The sequence below is a fragment of the Paenibacillus apii genome, assembly GCF_011043685.1.
Lineage (GTDB): Bacteria > Bacillota > Bacilli > Paenibacillales > Paenibacillaceae > Paenibacillus_AQ > Paenibacillus_AQ sabinae.
On sequence record NZ_JAAKGU010000001.1, the window covers coordinates 249,651 to 264,408 of the forward strand.

General features: G+C 55.4%; 18 protein-coding genes. 5 read left to right on the forward strand and 13 right to left on the reverse strand.

What is annotated here, in order from left to right:
- Positions 1–324: 324 nt before the first annotated feature.
- The gene (locus tag G5B47_RS01235; protein ID WP_165093474.1) at positions 325–1,095 is read right to left on the reverse strand and encodes a putative amidoligase domain-containing protein; all 771 of its coding nucleotides are present in this window, start codon (positions 1,093–1,095) and stop codon (positions 325–327) included.
- On the opposite strand from G5B47_RS01235, the gene G5B47_RS01240 reads away from it, so the two are divergent.
- A complete protein-coding gene (locus G5B47_RS01240) occupies positions 1,088–1,486 on the forward strand; it encodes a hypothetical protein (RefSeq protein WP_165093476.1) in 399 nt (132 codons plus the stop codon). The two genes, G5B47_RS01235 and G5B47_RS01240, sit on opposite strands and share 8 nt — an antisense overlap.
- Before the next feature lie 417 nt (positions 1,487–1,903).
- Here G5B47_RS01240 and G5B47_RS01245 read toward each other — a convergent pair whose 3' ends face one another.
- The 6 genes from G5B47_RS01245 to G5B47_RS01270 all read right to left on the reverse strand — a co-directional run bounded on the left by G5B47_RS01245 (position 1,904) and on the right by G5B47_RS01270 (position 7,467).
- The gene (locus G5B47_RS01245) at positions 1,904–2,461 is read right to left on the reverse strand and encodes an outer spore coat protein CotE (RefSeq protein WP_165093477.1); all 558 of its coding nucleotides are present in this window, start codon (positions 2,459–2,461) and stop codon (positions 1,904–1,906) included.
- A 230-nt stretch (positions 2,462–2,691) separates the two neighbouring features.
- A complete protein-coding gene (locus G5B47_RS01250; RefSeq protein WP_165093479.1) occupies positions 2,692–3,684 on the reverse strand; it encodes an aromatic acid exporter family protein in 993 nt (330 codons plus the stop codon).
- A 168-nt stretch (positions 3,685–3,852) separates the two neighbouring features.
- Positions 3,853–4,701 carry an ABC transporter permease gene (locus G5B47_RS01255; protein WP_165093480.1) on the reverse strand — a complete coding sequence of 283 codons (849 nt, stop codon included), beginning with the start codon at positions 4,699–4,701 and terminating at the stop codon, positions 3,853–3,855.
- A gap of 15 nt (positions 4,702–4,716) precedes the next feature.
- Positions 4,717–5,517, reverse strand: coding sequence for an ABC transporter ATP-binding protein (locus G5B47_RS01260; RefSeq protein ID WP_165093482.1), 801 nt, complete (start codon positions 5,515–5,517; stop codon positions 4,717–4,719).
- A 47-nt stretch (positions 5,518–5,564) separates the two neighbouring features.
- Positions 5,565–6,569 carry an ABC transporter substrate-binding protein gene (locus G5B47_RS01265; protein ID WP_165093483.1) on the reverse strand — a complete coding sequence of 335 codons (1,005 nt, stop codon included), beginning with the start codon at positions 6,567–6,569 and terminating at the stop codon, positions 5,565–5,567.
- Between the two features lie 226 nt (positions 6,570–6,795).
- Entirely contained in the window at positions 6,796–7,467 is a 672-nt protein-coding gene (locus G5B47_RS01270) for a hypothetical protein (RefSeq protein WP_165093485.1), read from the reverse strand.
- A 132-nt stretch (positions 7,468–7,599) separates the two neighbouring features.
- Here G5B47_RS01270 and G5B47_RS01275 point away from each other — a divergent pair, with 132 nt between their 5' ends.
- On the forward strand, positions 7,600–7,839 hold the full coding sequence (locus G5B47_RS01275) for a hypothetical protein (protein WP_165093487.1): 240 nt from the start codon (positions 7,600–7,602) through the stop codon (positions 7,837–7,839).
- 112 nt (positions 7,840–7,951) lie between these two features.
- On the opposite strand, the gene G5B47_RS25810 is transcribed toward G5B47_RS01275, so the two are convergent.
- From G5B47_RS25810 to G5B47_RS01295, 5 genes are all read right to left on the reverse strand, one after another.
- Positions 7,952–8,086: a hypothetical protein gene (locus tag G5B47_RS25810; RefSeq protein ID WP_264370881.1), complete on the reverse strand. Its 135-nt coding sequence runs from the start codon at positions 8,084–8,086 to the stop codon at positions 7,952–7,954.
- Positions 8,087–8,407: 321 nt separating this feature from the next.
- Positions 8,408–9,499, reverse strand: coding sequence for a ribosome small subunit-dependent GTPase A (gene rsgA, locus G5B47_RS01280; protein WP_165093488.1), 1,092 nt, complete (start codon positions 9,497–9,499; stop codon positions 8,408–8,410).
- A 474-nt stretch (positions 9,500–9,973) separates the two neighbouring features.
- A complete protein-coding gene (locus G5B47_RS01285) occupies positions 9,974–10,645 on the reverse strand; it encodes an HAD family hydrolase (RefSeq protein ID WP_165093490.1) in 672 nt (223 codons plus the stop codon).
- A 197-nt stretch (positions 10,646–10,842) separates the two neighbouring features.
- On the reverse strand, positions 10,843–11,298 hold the full coding sequence (locus G5B47_RS01290; RefSeq protein WP_165093492.1) for a DUF3939 domain-containing protein: 456 nt from the start codon (positions 11,296–11,298) through the stop codon (positions 10,843–10,845).
- A gap of 116 nt (positions 11,299–11,414) precedes the next feature.
- Positions 11,415–12,011, reverse strand: a complete 597-nt coding sequence (locus tag G5B47_RS01295; protein ID WP_165093493.1) for a DUF2087 domain-containing protein — start codon at positions 12,009–12,011, stop codon at positions 11,415–11,417.
- 190 nt (positions 12,012–12,201) lie between these two features.
- Here G5B47_RS01295 and G5B47_RS01300 point away from each other — a divergent pair, with 190 nt between their 5' ends.
- The 3 genes from G5B47_RS01300 to G5B47_RS01310 all read left to right on the forward strand — a co-directional run bounded on the left by G5B47_RS01300 (position 12,202) and on the right by G5B47_RS01310 (position 14,268).
- Positions 12,202–13,206, forward strand: a complete 1,005-nt coding sequence (locus G5B47_RS01300) for a YpdA family putative bacillithiol disulfide reductase (protein WP_165093495.1) — start codon at positions 12,202–12,204, stop codon at positions 13,204–13,206.
- Positions 13,207–13,209: 3 nt separating this feature from the next.
- Entirely contained in the window at positions 13,210–13,653 is a 444-nt protein-coding gene (locus tag G5B47_RS01305; RefSeq protein WP_165093497.1) for a DUF441 domain-containing protein, read from the forward strand.
- 99 nt (positions 13,654–13,752) lie between these two features.
- Positions 13,753–14,268 (forward strand): ADP-heptose synthase, encoded by a 516-nt coding sequence (locus G5B47_RS01310; protein WP_165093499.1) that lies wholly within the window; start codon positions 13,753–13,755, stop codon positions 14,266–14,268.
- Positions 14,269–14,387: 119 nt separating this feature from the next.
- On the opposite strand, the gene G5B47_RS01315 is transcribed toward G5B47_RS01310, so the two are convergent.
- Entirely contained in the window at positions 14,388–14,726 is a 339-nt protein-coding gene (locus tag G5B47_RS01315) for a HesB/YadR/YfhF family protein (RefSeq protein ID WP_165093501.1), read from the reverse strand.
- Between the last annotated feature and the right edge of the window lie 32 nt (positions 14,727–14,758).

Consider the following 14,758-nt stretch of genomic DNA (forward strand, 5'->3'; position numbering starts at 1 on the left):
ACCTCCAGGCCGTATCATGCTTATCCACTATTATAACAGAAACCGTCCCGGCAAGCTTAAGCCGGAAGACGGCCGCAAACTGCGGGATTCATAGACGCAGCCAAAGATCTCCCGCCAGATGCGTGCAAAGTATATTATCATAAAACCAAAGTCTTCGCCTAGAGCAAAGAAAAACGCCCCAATACGTCCTTGTGTGGACGATGGAGCGTTTCTCGCGGCAGAGTAAGGCTGTATCATCAGCGAAACAATCAAAACAATACGTCCAACAGCGCAAAAGCAGACTCGAAATTCCGGCGGTTAGACCGTACAAAAGCAAGCGCCGGTTCAAGGCGCCTGCCCTCCGCACCACAGCCCGCGGACATCGCGGGTTTCGTCCCAGGTCCGGCCCGATTCGATCAGGCGCAGCAGCGGCTCGATAGCATCCGCCGCCGCCGCGTAGCCTTCCAGCGCCCGGAGCTGCGCCTTCAGCGGCTCGAACGCGGCGCGAAGCGGCGGCTTGTCGCCGCGGTAATACGCGGCGTGCAGGTCTTCCCGGTCGAGCGGGCGCAGCGGCAGGTCTTCATAATGGCTCACGATCAGGTGAGCCAGCGTGACCGCGCCCCGGGCGACGACCGGGGACACAAGGAAGCTCGGCAGGGTCCGGTACTCGAAGCCGCCATGCGGCTGGAGCCGGAAATCGCCGAGCACGCCGTAGCGCGGACGCCGCCCGCCGGCCCGGGCGTCCTCCAGCAGCGCGATGGGCAGCGCGAGGTAGCTGTCCAGTGCGCGCAGCAGCGGCGCCGTCAGCGCAGCGCCGCTGAAGTGCAAGTGCCCGCCGAGGGCCCAGCCCCTCAGCGGCATGCCTCCCGCCAGCCAGCTAAGGCTGCGGTCGGCAATGAGCCGGTCCGCCTGCCTGGCGGCGGACCTCAGCTGCGCCAGCAGCGCGCGCGGCTCCCCGCGCGGCCGGGGGCGCAGCTCTGCCACCGGGAACGCGCCGCGCGTTCCCGGCGGTCCGGCGTCGCAGCCGGCGACGCCGTCCGCGGGCAGGTACCGCGACGCGGGCACGACGCGGCCGGTGGAGACCCGGAGCAGGAGGAACTCCGGGTCCATGCCCATGACGAGGTCCGGCCGTCCGGGCCGTTCCCTCTCCAGCGCGGCGCGGAGCTCCGCCTCGGCGGAGCGGTATGGCTCTGGCATGGAGCCGCCGGCCCCGGCTTTCGGCGGGCGGATTCCCTCCACCGCAAACCGCCGCTCTCCCCTGGCCGCGATCAGCACCTCGCCGCAGTCTAGGCCGAGGCAGTACAGCGCTTTGGCGGCCAGACTGCCCAGCCGCTTCGGTAGGCTTCCCCGCGCCAGAAAAGGAACCGCCGCGTTTGCAGCTGGTCTTCCCGCAGCCACCCCGCCCTCTGAAGGGAGCGGCCGGGGCCGGGCCGTGAGCAGCGCCGCCGCCGGTCCCATCCCTAGGCCCGCTCCCAGCGGAGTGATCTCCAGCGGAGCCAAATTGTGAACCTTAACCCGGTAACGCTGGCGATAATGCGCTTCCCCGCCCTCTACCGACTCCGCCAAGCTTCTATTCAAGCCGCCGGGACTCCCGGACCGGTGACCTTGGCCAGAGCCAGCGCCTTCTTCTGCGGCGAGACAGGCCTCAATTCCGCTGCGCCGAAGCCGACTTTCTCTGCCTTCGGGCGTCAATGCTTGATAAACCTGGATTCCCTCATTCATGTCCCGTCCCCCCCGAAGCTCAAAGTCAGTTATGTATTTCAAGGCGGCCCCTTTTTCGCCCGAAAAAAACAAAAAAAGGAGGGCATCCGCCCTCTACGCCGCCGCCCCCGGTTCATATAATAGAACATATCCGCTCCCGCACAGTAGAAAGAGCCGGCGGGTCCGGTTCAGCCCCCTTAAACCGGGCGGCGGCGTATCTTGCTTACAGCTCATCGTCCAGCGCGTCGGAGTCCAGATCCTCGAATTCGAAGCCTTCGGCTTCAAAATCGAAATCCTTGTCTTCCGGATCACTCTCGTCATTGCTGACGAATACGCGAACCTTGGTTTCAGCCACCAGCTCGGCCTCGAATTCGCGTTCCACCCGGATTGTTACGCTGCCGCCGCCCGGCGATACCCCCGCTTCCACACAGTTCGGCTCCTGCGTCGCCTCCGCAGAAACCTCCACGGTGGAAGCCCGGTGTTTCGGGTCGAGATACGAAAGCGAGATCGGCTCCACATAAGACACGGTCTCTTTCGCCACCTCGGTTTGCTTGTTTTTGTCGTACGAATACCAGATGTTGATATCGTAAGTACCGATTACCTCAATTCCGTTCCCGGCGGCAACCGCTTCGTACTGGTGGTTGATGATCCAAGCCCCCAAAATACTCGTCGGATGATGTGGCGGAGTTACGGTATGGGTTACGGTGGAGAACTTACGACCCTTGCCACAGATCGCTTTCGTAATGATCTCCCTTGTTTGGCGTTTATGGCCTAATGACATCTTTGAACCTCCTCCATACAATCATTCACTATCAAGTGTATGCAGGGCGATGGCCCAGAGTGACAACTATTTTGGGATAAGTTAATTAATTCGAAATATGAGCCTAAACGCCTGTATACGGCTTTATTTCGCCGGTTTTGCGCAAAAAAGAGACGGCCGTTTCCCCCTGATGGGCACAGCTGTCTCTTTCGATTTTTTGAAAAATAGAAAACAAAGGATGAAACGCAAAGCTATTCTCTTCCGGCCAGAAAAGACCGCGAAGCCAGCTGCCGGCGGGCGACAATGGGCGCCTTGTATTGTTTGGCGATTTTGAGATACAGCGCAAGCTCGCGGCACAACTGGAGAATGGCCGAGCGAACCTCGAACTCTTCCCTTGTAGTAGGCAGCTGCATTTCCCGGAACTCCTGCTCCAGCTTGTCCAGCAGCTTCTCCGTTCTTCCCGTGTACTCTTCATTCAACACGTCGCTGCTGAGCTGCTCGAACAGCTCGGCAACCATTTCGCCATGGGGCAAATGCTGGTATACCTGGGAGAGAAGCTGAATCATGTTCTGGATTGATTCCAGCTGCTCTTTGCGCATGTAAAAATAAACGTTCCACGCCTCGTCCGGATGAATGACGCTGTTCTCCATCTCCCTTGCCGCGGCCGTCAGGCCGCGCTGAACCGCACTGCCCGCCTGGATCAGCTCTTTGCCGTCCCAAATATACTGCGGATCGTGCAGCGTACTTGAAATTTGCCTGAAAATAATAGAGAACAGCCCATCCACCTCTTTGCGAATGGTGTACATCATTTCACCGGTCTTCGGCATGTAGATCAGGTTGACCAGACCGGCTGAACCGAGTCCGATCGCAAGCAATTCCACCTGCTGGATCAGTACATGAAGGTTTAATTCGGCTTGTCCAAACACCCGGAAGACGATGACCGAGCTGGTGACAATCCCTTCTCTAAAGCCTGCCCGTACAATCAGAGGGAAGCCGAACAGAACGAAGAGGCCGAGCACCCAGTAATGAAAGCCGAGCAGCCAGAACAGTCCGCAGCCAAAAAAGAGCCCGACCACCGAGGCGAAAAAGCGCGCCGTGATCGTCTTTACGCTCCTTTTCCGGGTCACCTCCACGCCCAGAATGGCCAGCAGACCGGCGCCCTGAGCATTCGGTATCCCCGCCGCGGCGGCCAGCATAACAGACAGCAGCGTTGCCGCAGCTGTCTTAACAACGCGAAACCCCATGAAATTACCCCGCTTTTATCATTTTGCGAAGCAAAGCAGACTTCGAAGCCTTTGGCGTAAGTACAGCTTATGAGTATCCGCTCCGAACGCTTACGTTTGCCGATAATTTTCATGGTACTTGATTTTCTGAAAACGCACAATACTTCCATTCCTGGCTTTCCGCCGTGCCTACCGCCGGAACAGCAGCACTTTCTCGATATAAACGACCAGTTGGTACATGGCGGTGGCGACAAAAGCGATAATGATCAGGCTGGACATCACGAGCGTAAAATTGAACACCTGAAAGCCGTATATAATGAGATATCCGAGCCCCGATTTCGCAACCAGAAACTCGCCTACAATAACGCCAACCCATGACATGCCGACATTCACCTTCAGGGTGGAGACGATGGCGGGAAACGAAGCGGGCAGAATCACCTTGAAAAATACCTGCCTCTTGTCCGCGCCGAACGACCGGACCACTTTGACCAGATTGGGGTCCACCCCGCAAAAGCTGTTGTAAACGACAAGCGTCGTGACGATAATCGTTATCGAAAGCGTCGTGACGACGATGGAAATGAAACCGGCTCCGAACATGACTATAAAAATAGGCCCGAGAGCCACCTTCGGCATGCTGTTGAATACGACCATATAAGGATCAAGCACCGCCGATAAAAAGGGCGACCACCAGATGGCGACGGCCAGCAGCGTGCCAAGCAGCGTTCCCAGCACGAAGCCGGTAGCCGTCTCGCCCAGAGTAATCCCCAAATGATGCCACAGGCTGCCGTCAGCCATATTCGCGTAGATCTGCCTAAATACTTTGGTCGGATAGCTGAACAGCAGCCGGTCGATCCAGCCCTGTCTTGCGGCGGCCTCCCACAGTGCAAAGAACAGCACAAGCAGGCTTCCCTGTACGGCTAACACGGCTCGATTCCGAAGGCGTTTCGCCCGCTTGAATTCCTCATGGCGGCGGCTCAGCCATTCCAAACGGGAAGCCTCAGCGGCGGTTCTCTCCGTTACCGCTTTATTCACAAGCATTCCCCTCACTTTGCTCTATCTTAAGGTGTTACCGGCTTCCCCCTGAGCCTTGCCGGTAAGCTCCATCTCCTTCCACAGCTCATGGAACAGCTCCGCAAATCCGGGCTGATCCCGGGCATAGAGAGGCGGCGTATTCGCGATTCCGTCTGGAATGTCGAACACCCGGCGAATCCGGCCCGGATTCCGCTCCAGCAGGATGACCCTGGTGCTGACTGCAATGGCCTCCGACAGATCGTGGGTCACAAGGACGGCAGTCTTTCCCCGTTTCCTCAGTGTCTCCGCCACCAGATCCTCCAATTGGAGCTTGATCTGATAGTCCAGCGCCGAGAACGGTTCATCCAGCAGCAGCAGTCCCGGATCGGTCGCTAGCGTCCGCACGAGCGCGACCCGCTGGCGCATGCCGCCCGAAAGCTGCCCCGGAAAATAATGCTCCTTTCCCTTCAGCCCCATATCCGCGAGCAGATCAAGCGTCTTCTTCCGGCCCGCATCGTCCAGCCGGCCGGTCAGTTCAAGCCCGAGAACCGCATTGTCCAGTATGCTGCGCCAGGGAAACAGATAATCCTGCTGAAGCATATACCCCACTTCGGGCGAGGGGCCGCTCACAGGACGGCCGTTCACAAGCACTTCTCCCCGTGAGGGCGGCATCAGGCCGGCGATAATCGACAGCAGCGTCGTTTTGCCGCAGCCGCTTGGTCCCACCAGGCTGACGAATTCGCCTTCCTCAATCTCAAGATTCAGATCCTCCACCGCAAGGGAAGCTTCCCTGTCACCCAGATAAGCGTGCGTGACCGATTTTAATTCCACGACCGGCGGCATACATGACCCTCCTTAACAAAAGGCGCTTTCGGAGCGAAATTAACAGGTTATTCGCCGCTTCCCGCCTTCTCCGCAAATGTGTTATCGACAATCTTGGACGCCGGCACCCGTTCTTTCAGCTCTCCCGCATTTTCAATCACATCAAGCAGATTATTCCATTCCTTGTCGTCAATGACCGGATTTTGGGCGTACGTGTCCTGGTCCTTGTAACGTTTGATTGCCGAGACTACGATTTCGCGGTCCGTATTCTCGAAGTAAGGCACGATCGCGCCGGCGATTTCCTCCGGACTGTGCCGCTTCACCCACAGCTGGGCTTTTTGCAGCGCATTGGTGAATTTTTGCACCGTGTCGCTATTTTTTCCGATATAGCTGCTCTTCGCCATAAACACTGTATACGGCAAATAACCGCTCTCGACACCGAATGAAGCGATTACCTTGCCCCGGCCTTCCCGTTCAAAGATCGACGCCTGCGGCTCGAACAGCTGCACGTAGTCCCCGGTTCCCGAAGCAAACGCGCTTGCGATATTCGCAAAATCAATATTCTGGATCAGCTTAAGGTCGGCAGCCGCATCGATCCCCTTCTTTTTCAGGGTGAACGCGCCGGCCATTTGCGGCATGCCGCCTTTTCTTTGGCCGAGGAAACTCGACCCTTTAAGCTCGCTCCAGTCGAAATTCGGATGGTCTTTGCGGGCAAACAGGAATGTGCCGTCTCTTTGCGTCAGCTGGGCGAAATTGATGACAGGATCGTCCGTCCCCTGCTGATAGACATAAATTGACGTCTCCGAGCCGACCAGCGCCACATCGATTGCTCCCGAAAGAAGCGCCGTCATCGTCTTGTCACCGCCGGGAATCGTCTGCAGCTCGACATCCAGCCCCTCCTGCTTGAAAAAGCCCTGCGACAGCGCCACATATTCAGGTGCATAAAAGACGGAACGCGTGACCTCTCCGACCTTCACCTTAACTGTTTCCGATTTGCCTCCGCAACCCGAAAACAGCGAGACGGCAAGCCCGATCGCCAGCAGCAGCGCCGCCCTTTTAGTTGTTCTGCCCATTGTGCAAATCTCTCCTTTCTCCCAAGGGTTCCCCCTTCTTGATCCGAGCCGCTTCGAAGCGGACGCCCCGCTTGCCCGCGGGATGATTTCAATATATGCGGATGCCTAGGATTTGGTTAAAGTAGAGAAGGAGAAGGAACAGAACCAGGGGAAAGTTCTAATGAAACGGGAATATGAAGAGATAAAGATATAACGAATCCATCAGGAAGGGGTGGGACATTCCGAATCAGTTTCGTGCTACAAGCGGTTTCAAATGTAGAAGCCACCGGAGGAAAGCGGAGCAGAACTGCTCTTTGCCCACAGGGGCCGCGGACATCCAATCCTCCTTCCCGCAGCTCATGCGAAGCAGCCAGCCGCAGGACAAATCGGCAAGAATGGACGCATAGTGAAAAGACCAGCCACCGCTGCCGCCGCTTTTGGTGCAAATGCGCAGCTCGCCGGTCAAGTGCCGGCTTTTAAAGCTTTTGGCAAACAGGGCGGACAAGCCGGGGTCGCCTGTTGCTTTCTCTATACGTTGGCTTAGCTCGCTCAATGAGCAGGAGGACGCCTTTTTTCGGATTTCATAAAATTCTTGTCTGGACAATAGAAGGGCGGGACTGTCCCCGCAGCTTGTTTTCGGGAGGGAAATACCATCCAGGAGGAGGGTGAGCACGCCGTCCAGATTACCGGCTTCCTTCAGTTCATAGGAGGAGCGGACCGATGTTTTATGACACACCACGGTGAGTCTATCCTTGCTCACAGACACGATCAGATCGTTCTCCGTACCTTGGCTGTTGTAGTGCAGGCGGCAGATCCGTTCTGTCTCATCCGTCAACCGGAGCAGCTCTCTTTTTTGGGACTCCTTCCCGCCTTCAGGGATCAAAAACCGCGTTAATTGCTTTGACTTATCTTCGTACACTGCGATCCGTTCCTTCCGGTTATCGGGTGAAATCTAGCAATCTTTATGTTATCATAAGCTAATTTTAAGGTAAAATTAAGAAAAAGCGGGTAATATCATTATCATGAAATAACTGTAACGAGGTGATTTCAAATGAGAATGCTGATTACGTTCCAGAATAAGCTTGTACCGGTCTATTTTACTACGGAAAACAAGCAGCCGACACAAAAAGTGCTAAGACTGCTGACCAGCGCCCTTGACCTTAAAATCAATAAAGGCAAGAATGCTCTTAAGAAATGTTTGAATTCTTTGATCAGTATTGAAATTAAAGGCTCAGAGGCCATTTTGCACAGTTTTAGCGAGAACGATTCCCTGGCGCTTTCCCTCTATTAAATAGCGGCGGGTCCGCATGTCTTACCGCAGCAAGAAAAAGCAACTTCCTTAAATTGGGAAGCTGCTTTTTTATTTTGGCCCTTCACATCTCTATAGACGAGCGCGGGCAGGTTTATCCGGTTTTGTGGTTGTTGTTCTCCGCCTTCTCCGCCCGTTGAATCCGAAGCTGAAACAGCTTGACCAAGTTGATCCTCGTCTGCTCGTGACAGTTGTCCAATTTCTTAATAATAAAACGGTCAATGGACATGTCAATCGCTCCTTTTAATCGTTCTGCAGGGTGTGCAGGAGAACATTCCCCGCCTGCCCGGTATCCCCTATATACCCGGACTGTTGCTTTTTAAACGGGGTGTTTGGGGTTCAATACCCGGCTTCCGGCCTCCTGGTCCAAGGCCGTAGAACCGGTAGGATTTGCCTATTTTCTATATCTAGATATGACGCTGATGAATAAACGCTACCATTCAAAGATGTAGAGGAGTGTCGAAACGGTAGCAGCCGAAATACAGGTCATCAACAAATTGTGAATTTTTTGCGGCCATAATGGATCGCCCCCGGGGCGCACTATATTCGCTTAATCCTCCGCTTCCCTCCGCCAGCCGTATTTCCGGGAGCGTGAGGAAGCCGATTTCTGCACCGGACCGGCCCCGCTTTTCCGCTTGGATTTGGCTTCCTTGGTGGCTTGAAACTGAAGCTCGCGCTGCGTCTTGCGGTAGCTTTGGAGCCGTTTCGCCTCCAGCTCCCCGCTGCGCACCGCCTCTTTAACAGCGCAGCCCTCTTCGCGTTCATGACGGCAATCCGCATACCTGCAGCGCTGCGAGAGCCGCCCGATATCGGCGAATGTGAGATCCAGCCCGCCTTCATCTTCCCACAGCTGAAGCTCCCGCATCCCGGGGGTGTCGACGATAACGCCTCCGTCCGGCAGAAGGAACAGCTCTCTGTGCGTCGTCGTATGGCGGCCTCTGCTGTCCCCCTCTCTCACATCCTGGGTCAGCTGAAGATCGGAGCCGCAGAGCCAGTTGACGAGCGTCGATTTGCCGCAGCCGGACGACCCGGTCAGGGCGACCGTCCGTCCCTCCCCGAGGTAGCGCTGCAGGGACTCGCGCCCGCTGCCCGTATGCGCGCTGACCGCATGCACCGGAACGCCAGGAGCGGCCAATTCCATGTCCGCGATCTTGGCCTCAGGATCGGGGCATAAATCGGCCTTGGTCAGCAGGATCACGGGCGATGCCCCGCTGTTCCAGGCCATGATGAGATATCTCTCCATGCGCCGGAGATTGTAGTCGTCATTCAGCGCGCTAACGAGAAACAGCGTATCGACGTTGGCCGCAACAATCTGTTCCCGCGGCTGGCTTCCGGCCGCCCTCCGGGAGATGACGCTTCGGCGGGGAAGCAGGCTGTGAATAATAAGAGGCCCGCCGTCCGCGCTTTTGGCCAAGATCCAGTCGCCGACAGCCGGGTATTCACCGGAGGCTTCAAGGGAGTGCCGCAGCCTGCCGGGCAGTTCTCCCCACTGCTCTCCGTCATCGGTCGTTATGCGGTATTTGCTCCCGAAATCTCCCGTAATCCGTCCGGGGATGAGAGCTTCCCAAGCGGTGTCCTGTATTCCCAAACCATTCCATTGATTGATCCAATATTCGTTCCATCCGTATTGCCGTATCGTCATGCGATACCTCCATTTGCAGTTTTTTGTTGGTGCATCCGGGGCAAGCGCGCAGCGCAAAAAGCCCGCCGGAAACGAGTAACCGTTCCGGCGGGCTGGAAGAGCCAGGGAGCCCTTAGCTCAAGGGACGCCCTGGCCTATCGCTTTATGTCCGTAAGCAGCAAGGTCTCACAGGCCTCAAAACGCTGCTTGGACGTGCGTATATGGACCAACTCCACGAGTCTTATCCGCATACGCAAAAAAGCCGCCGGAACCGATACGGTCCCCGGCGGCGCTGATGATAGCACTAATGTGCGCGCTTAAGCTGCTTGCGTCCTAACGCCCACAGCCTGTTCCCGGAAGACACGTATTCTGAGCAGAAACAACCGACAAATTCCAAGCCGTATAAACTGTCATATTACATCTCTCCTTCCGGTAATTTATGGTGTCATCATAAACGCCCTAGCGTATCGCTGTCAACCCCGACGTTTCGCCAGATTATAAAATGCTCCGCAGCTCGTTGAGCTCGTCTATCGTCTTCCAGGGCTTTACATCCAGCTTGTCGTCCCAGGAATGGTTGCGGCGAAGCCAGATGCCCTTCATTCCGGCGCGTCCCGCGCCCCAAATATCATTCACCGGATGGTCGCCGATGAATAGGGTCTCATCCGGGCCGTATCCCAGCCTGTCCAGCGCCAGGCGGTAAATGGCGGGGTCAGGCTTGCTGATTCCGGCCTCGCCGGAAATCACGATCGATTTGAAATGGCCGCGCAGGCCAAGCAAATCGATTTTTCCGTGCTGGATGTCGCTTTTTCCGTTCGTCAGAAGCCCGAGCACGTAGCCGCCTTCCCTCAGATAGTCCAGCGATTCGGCCGCATGCTTCATAAGCGCGCCATGTGCGGAATAATTCAAATCATAGAACGCGCGGATCTCCGCGGCCGAAACGGCTTCTCTCCAAGGCAGAACCTCGCTGAGCTCCCGGAAAAACCCGTCTTTGTCCCGGTACCCGTCGGCGTCCCTGACGATGATATCTTCCATAATTTCCAGCTGCTGGTCCGGCTCAAGATGGCCCAGAAAATGGGAGACGAACTGCGCGGCGAAGCTTCGAAAGGTCCGATCCCTGTCCATTAGCGTATTGTCAAGATCAAACAGTATAGCTTTTATGGTTTCCATGCCTGATTCCCCTTGTCTTTCTATATGAGTCTTGCCCGTACAGCGGGCTCTCAGGAATCATTGTACTATGGCGCTCATGAAGAAGAAAAGACCGCTGTCAGCAAGGAGGTGAACTTTATCCCTTCCTTTTTGAACAACGGCCCTCGACTTATGGTTCCCGTCTGGTGGCGGATCATGAAACGATTCATGGCGATTCTTTACTTGAAATGCTCGGCGCGGTGGGTCAGCATCAATTCATCTGCAGTGATGTACAGCGGAAACGGCGGCGTTTCCTTCAAATATCTTTGACTGGACAGCAAATGATAGTGAACCTCGGGAAGCGAAGCTTCTTCACGAAGGGGCAGCTTGCCGGTATCGCTAATGTAGTTGTCGACGGCCAGTTGCACCATATCAAGAAAATAGGGAATATCCTTATCCGCTTCCTCAAAAATTTCAAACGTTTCGCGGGACATATAGAACTTCTGCTCGGTTTTTCCGCCTAAGTAGCGGGCCAGCCTGGACAAATCGATGCTTTTATCATCCTTCATCAGAACGGTGCGGTTGATTGCGGCGGGCATATCTTTTTCAAATTGGCGCACGGCCTGCTTAACTTCCGGCAAGGTTACGGTGATCAGGCGGGGGTCGGGTTCTTTCTTAAACCTTTTAAAAAGCATGTTGAAAGACTCCTTTCTTGCAAAAGATAACGCTTACAATTCTATAATATTCTATACTCCAAATTTTAATCAATTAAAACTCAAGCCTTCACAGAACTGTAAAATATTTTAGGCAATTATTTGACAGATTCCCAGTGTGTCCATATTTCCCGCGGATTCAGTTCATACTTGTCGTTTTCCCTGTACATGAACTGATGCATGATGAACTCGCGGCGGATGGTGGCATAGTCGTCATGGTACTGCTTGATAAATTCGTTGATTTCCTTCTCGCTGTAAACAACGCCAGGCTTCAACTGTTCGACAATATACTGCAGTGCGATCAGTTTTTTCTTGTATTGCGCCGGAATCTGCCGCAGGCGGCCGTCCTTGGCAAAGAAATTACGGATCACCGATTCCTTCAGATTATGCTCCTTGCTCTCCACTTCCATCTCACGTGCCCCCTTGTCAAAAATAAACCGCAGCGACGCCTCCCCGCCTTCCCGGATAAACTCCGGATTCAGCGTGAAGTAAACGGTGTTCTTGTCGCGGCGTTCCTTGATAAGCGCCGCAGTGCGCAGCTTGGACGCATGGTGTGTCACCGTTGGCTGCGACAGATTCAGCTTCTCCGCCAGCGCCTGTCCGTGCATTTCTCCTTTCGACAGCAGCAGGAGCATGCGCAGACGGGTCGGGTCGGCGAGGGCTTTGTGGTAACCAACAATTTTTTCAAGCTGCAAGGCGGACACTCTCCTTTGGATGAATATCATTAGATATATATCTAATTATACACAAGTCAAAGCTTTTTTGCAATTGGAAAAGGGCCTCCCCTCTCCTCTGGAAAAAAGGCATAAATTGAGGTAGGATTTACTTTACACGTTTCTGACGAAGACAGAAAATGCGAGGAAACTACGGGAGGTTATCCGCTTTATGCATGATGTGATTATAATCGGAGCCGGGCCCTGCGGCTTGTCCGCCGCTATCGAATGCCGCCGCCAGGGCCTTTCCGCGATCATTGTGGAGAAACATTTTATCGTCCATTCCATCTACCTGTATCCGACTCATATGCAGTTCTTCAGCACTCCGGAGCTGCTGGAAATTGGCGATGTACCATTTACGACACCGAGCGAGAAGCCGTTTCGCCACGAGGCGCTCGTCTATTACCGCAAGGCGGCCGAGAAGCACGGCCTGGAGATCGCCGCTTATGAAGAAGCGACCGCAATCGAGCGGCTCGAAGACGGGACGTTCGGCGTAAATACGGTGAACCGGCGCGGAGAGAGCCAAACCCGGCGCGCGGCCGCCGTCGTGATATCCACCGGCTATTTCGATCAGCCGAACTGGATCGGCATTCCCGGCGAGGATTTGCCCAAAGTGACCCATTATTTCGAAGAAGCTCATCCGTACACCGGCATGAAAGTTGCGATTATCGGTGGCAGCAATTCTGCGGTCGATGCGGCCCTGGAACTGATGCGGGTCGGAGCGGAAGTCGACATGATTTACCGCGGGGACAGTATCTCCGCGAATATCAAGCCTTGGGTGCGTCCGGTCTTTGAAAGCATGGTGCAGAAGGAAAAAATCCGGCTCCACCTTTCGTCCAGCGTCACCGCAATCACGGAGGACTCGGTAACGGTATCCTCCGCTTCGCCGCAAGCAACCTACACATTGGACAATGATTTTGTTCTGGCAATGACCGGCTTCAGGCCCGACCGCAGGCTGCTCTCCTCCGCAGGCGTCATTATGGACGACGAGCTGGATAAGCCGTTGTTCGACCCGGCGACGATGGAGACCAACATTCCGGGCGTATACGTGGCGGGAGTCATCGCTTCCGGCCGCAACGCCAACGAGATCTTTATCGAGACGGGACGCAGGCACGGAGCGCTGATCGCCGGGCATCTTGCCGGGAAACGGCCGACCCAAGACAAGGAGCTGAGCTGACGAATGGATTATACTTCCCTGCTTCTTCTGGGGCTGGCCGGCCTTGGCATCATCAGCAGCAACTCGACCGTGACCATCGCCATGGTGGCGCTGCTGCTTGTGCGGCTGCTCGGTCTGAACCAGGCCTTTCCCTGGCTTGAAAAATACGGGCTGACCGCCGGCATCATCATCCTGCTGATCGGCGTCATGTCGCCGGTGGCAAGCGGGCGCATTTCACTGCACACCGTAGGGCAAGCGTTCCTGCACTGGAAATCGCTGACCGCCATCGGCATCGGCATCCTCGTCGCCTATCTTGGAGGCCGGGGAGCAGCGCTGATCGGCAGCCAGCCCACAATTGTCGCCGGTCTATTGATAGGAACGGTCATCGGAGTGGCCGTCTTCAAAGGCGTTCCGGTCGGACCGCTCATCGCCGCGGGCATCCTGTCGCTCATCATCGGGCGCATGTAACGGAATACCCGCTTATTGACTTTTGTTCCGTACAGTGTTTTGATATTTTTAAAACCAAATTCAGGATTACTGCTGCACCCGAACTTCAGGAGGATAAAGATGTCAAGACAATTTGTGACGGAATCCGTGATGATGGCCATATACGGCCAGCTGCTGGTTCCGAAAACTCCGGTGGAATATATCGTTCCTTACACAACCATACTGGAACTGTACGAGCTTCGGGAGAGCAGCGAGCCGCTGATGAATATTCCCGACGACGACCAGCATGTCAAGGCCAAGATTGGTGAGCTGATCGCCTATTTCGAGCAGCCGCTCAACCAGAAAAAAATCCGCCGCTGCCTGAACGTGCCGTGGGCCAAGAGCCCGGCGATTCTGCTCGGCGAGCAGGCCCAAATCACCGTCATTAACAGCGTGGACAATGCCAGCTACGGCGAGACGTTCGACCCGATTGAGACCGAGCTTCTCCTAACTTCGCAGCGGTTGAAGATTCCGATTCTGACCGACCAGTTCGAGATGATCCACCGGATCATCGACGGCGGCGTTCCGGTAACGGTATACGATATCGACGATTTTGAATTCGCCATGGAAGAAGAATCGTTCAGACGCTCCCACTAAGGGAGCTTTGCTTTCTTCCGTCAAGCTTAAAAAGCGGGACCGGGCAAGGAGAATCCTCCTTTGTCCGGTCCCGCTTGTTTGTGTTTGGCATTGCAGGGTTGTTAAATAGGGTTTCCCCTTTATTTATTGGCGCTTCCGGCGGCTGTGGGAGCTTCTTCCCCAGTGGTCGATGGGACATACCGATAGTCAATGTCATCTTCTTCCGCCGAATAGATAATCGACAGATCATACCCGTCCATATACCACAGGTCCTGCTCCTCCATGTAGAATACAACCCCTTCGGAGGCGGTTTCAAGACCCGGGCGTCCCGGTGGTTCCACGGCAATGCCCAGCGAAAATCCGGGATGAAGCCCGCCTCCGGAGCTGTACCGGGGAAACAGGCGGATATGGGCGCCGTCCGTCAAGCCGAGTTCCCGCTTGAACCAGGAGGCGGCTTCAGGACTGACCGAAATGCTCATAAAGCTTTCAACTCCTTTGTCTATTACTTTTA

What these genes read in the sequence shown, in the direction of transcription:
- G5B47_RS01240 (WP_165093476.1), top strand. Translation starts at nt 1,088, where the DNA reads ATGCCCATGACGAGGTCCGGCCGTCCGGGCCGTTCCCTCTCCAGCGCG.
- G5B47_RS01235 (WP_165093474.1), bottom strand. Translation starts at nt 1,095, where the DNA reads ATGGGCATGGACCCGGAGTTCCTCCTGCTCCGGGTCTCCACCGGCCGC.
- G5B47_RS01245 (WP_165093477.1), bottom strand. Translation starts at nt 2,461, where the DNA reads ATGTCATTAGGCCATAAACGCCAAACAAGGGAGATCATTACGAAAGCG.
- G5B47_RS01250 (WP_165093479.1), bottom strand. Translation starts at nt 3,684, where the DNA reads ATGGGGTTTCGCGTTGTTAAGACAGCTGCGGCAACGCTGCTGTCTGTT.
- G5B47_RS01255 (WP_165093480.1), bottom strand. Translation starts at nt 4,701, where the DNA reads ATGCTTGTGAATAAAGCGGTAACGGAGAGAACCGCCGCTGAGGCTTCC.
- G5B47_RS01260 (WP_165093482.1), bottom strand. Translation starts at nt 5,517, where the DNA reads ATGCCGCCGGTCGTGGAATTAAAATCGGTCACGCACGCTTATCTGGGT.
- G5B47_RS01265 (WP_165093483.1), bottom strand. Translation starts at nt 6,569, where the DNA reads ATGGGCAGAACAACTAAAAGGGCGGCGCTGCTGCTGGCGATCGGGCTT.
- G5B47_RS01275 (WP_165093487.1), top strand. Translation starts at nt 7,600, where the DNA reads ATGAGAATGCTGATTACGTTCCAGAATAAGCTTGTACCGGTCTATTTT.
- G5B47_RS25810 (WP_264370881.1), bottom strand. Translation starts at nt 8,086, where the DNA reads ATGTCCATTGACCGTTTTATTATTAAGAAATTGGACAACTGTCACGAG.
- rsgA (WP_165093488.1), bottom strand. Translation starts at nt 9,499, where the DNA reads ATGACGATACGGCAATACGGATGGAACGAATATTGGATCAATCAATGG.
- G5B47_RS01285 (WP_165093490.1), bottom strand. Translation starts at nt 10,645, where the DNA reads ATGGAAACCATAAAAGCTATACTGTTTGATCTTGACAATACGCTAATG.
- G5B47_RS01290 (WP_165093492.1), bottom strand. Translation starts at nt 11,298, where the DNA reads ATGCTTTTTAAAAGGTTTAAGAAAGAACCCGACCCCCGCCTGATCACC.
- G5B47_RS01300 (WP_165093495.1), top strand. Translation starts at nt 12,202, where the DNA reads ATGCATGATGTGATTATAATCGGAGCCGGGCCCTGCGGCTTGTCCGCC.
- G5B47_RS01305 (WP_165093497.1), top strand. Translation starts at nt 13,210, where the DNA reads ATGGATTATACTTCCCTGCTTCTTCTGGGGCTGGCCGGCCTTGGCATC.
- G5B47_RS01310 (WP_165093499.1), top strand. Translation starts at nt 13,753, where the DNA reads ATGTCAAGACAATTTGTGACGGAATCCGTGATGATGGCCATATACGGC.
- G5B47_RS01315 (WP_165093501.1), bottom strand. Translation starts at nt 14,726, where the DNA reads ATGAGCATTTCGGTCAGTCCTGAAGCCGCCTCCTGGTTCAAGCGGGAA.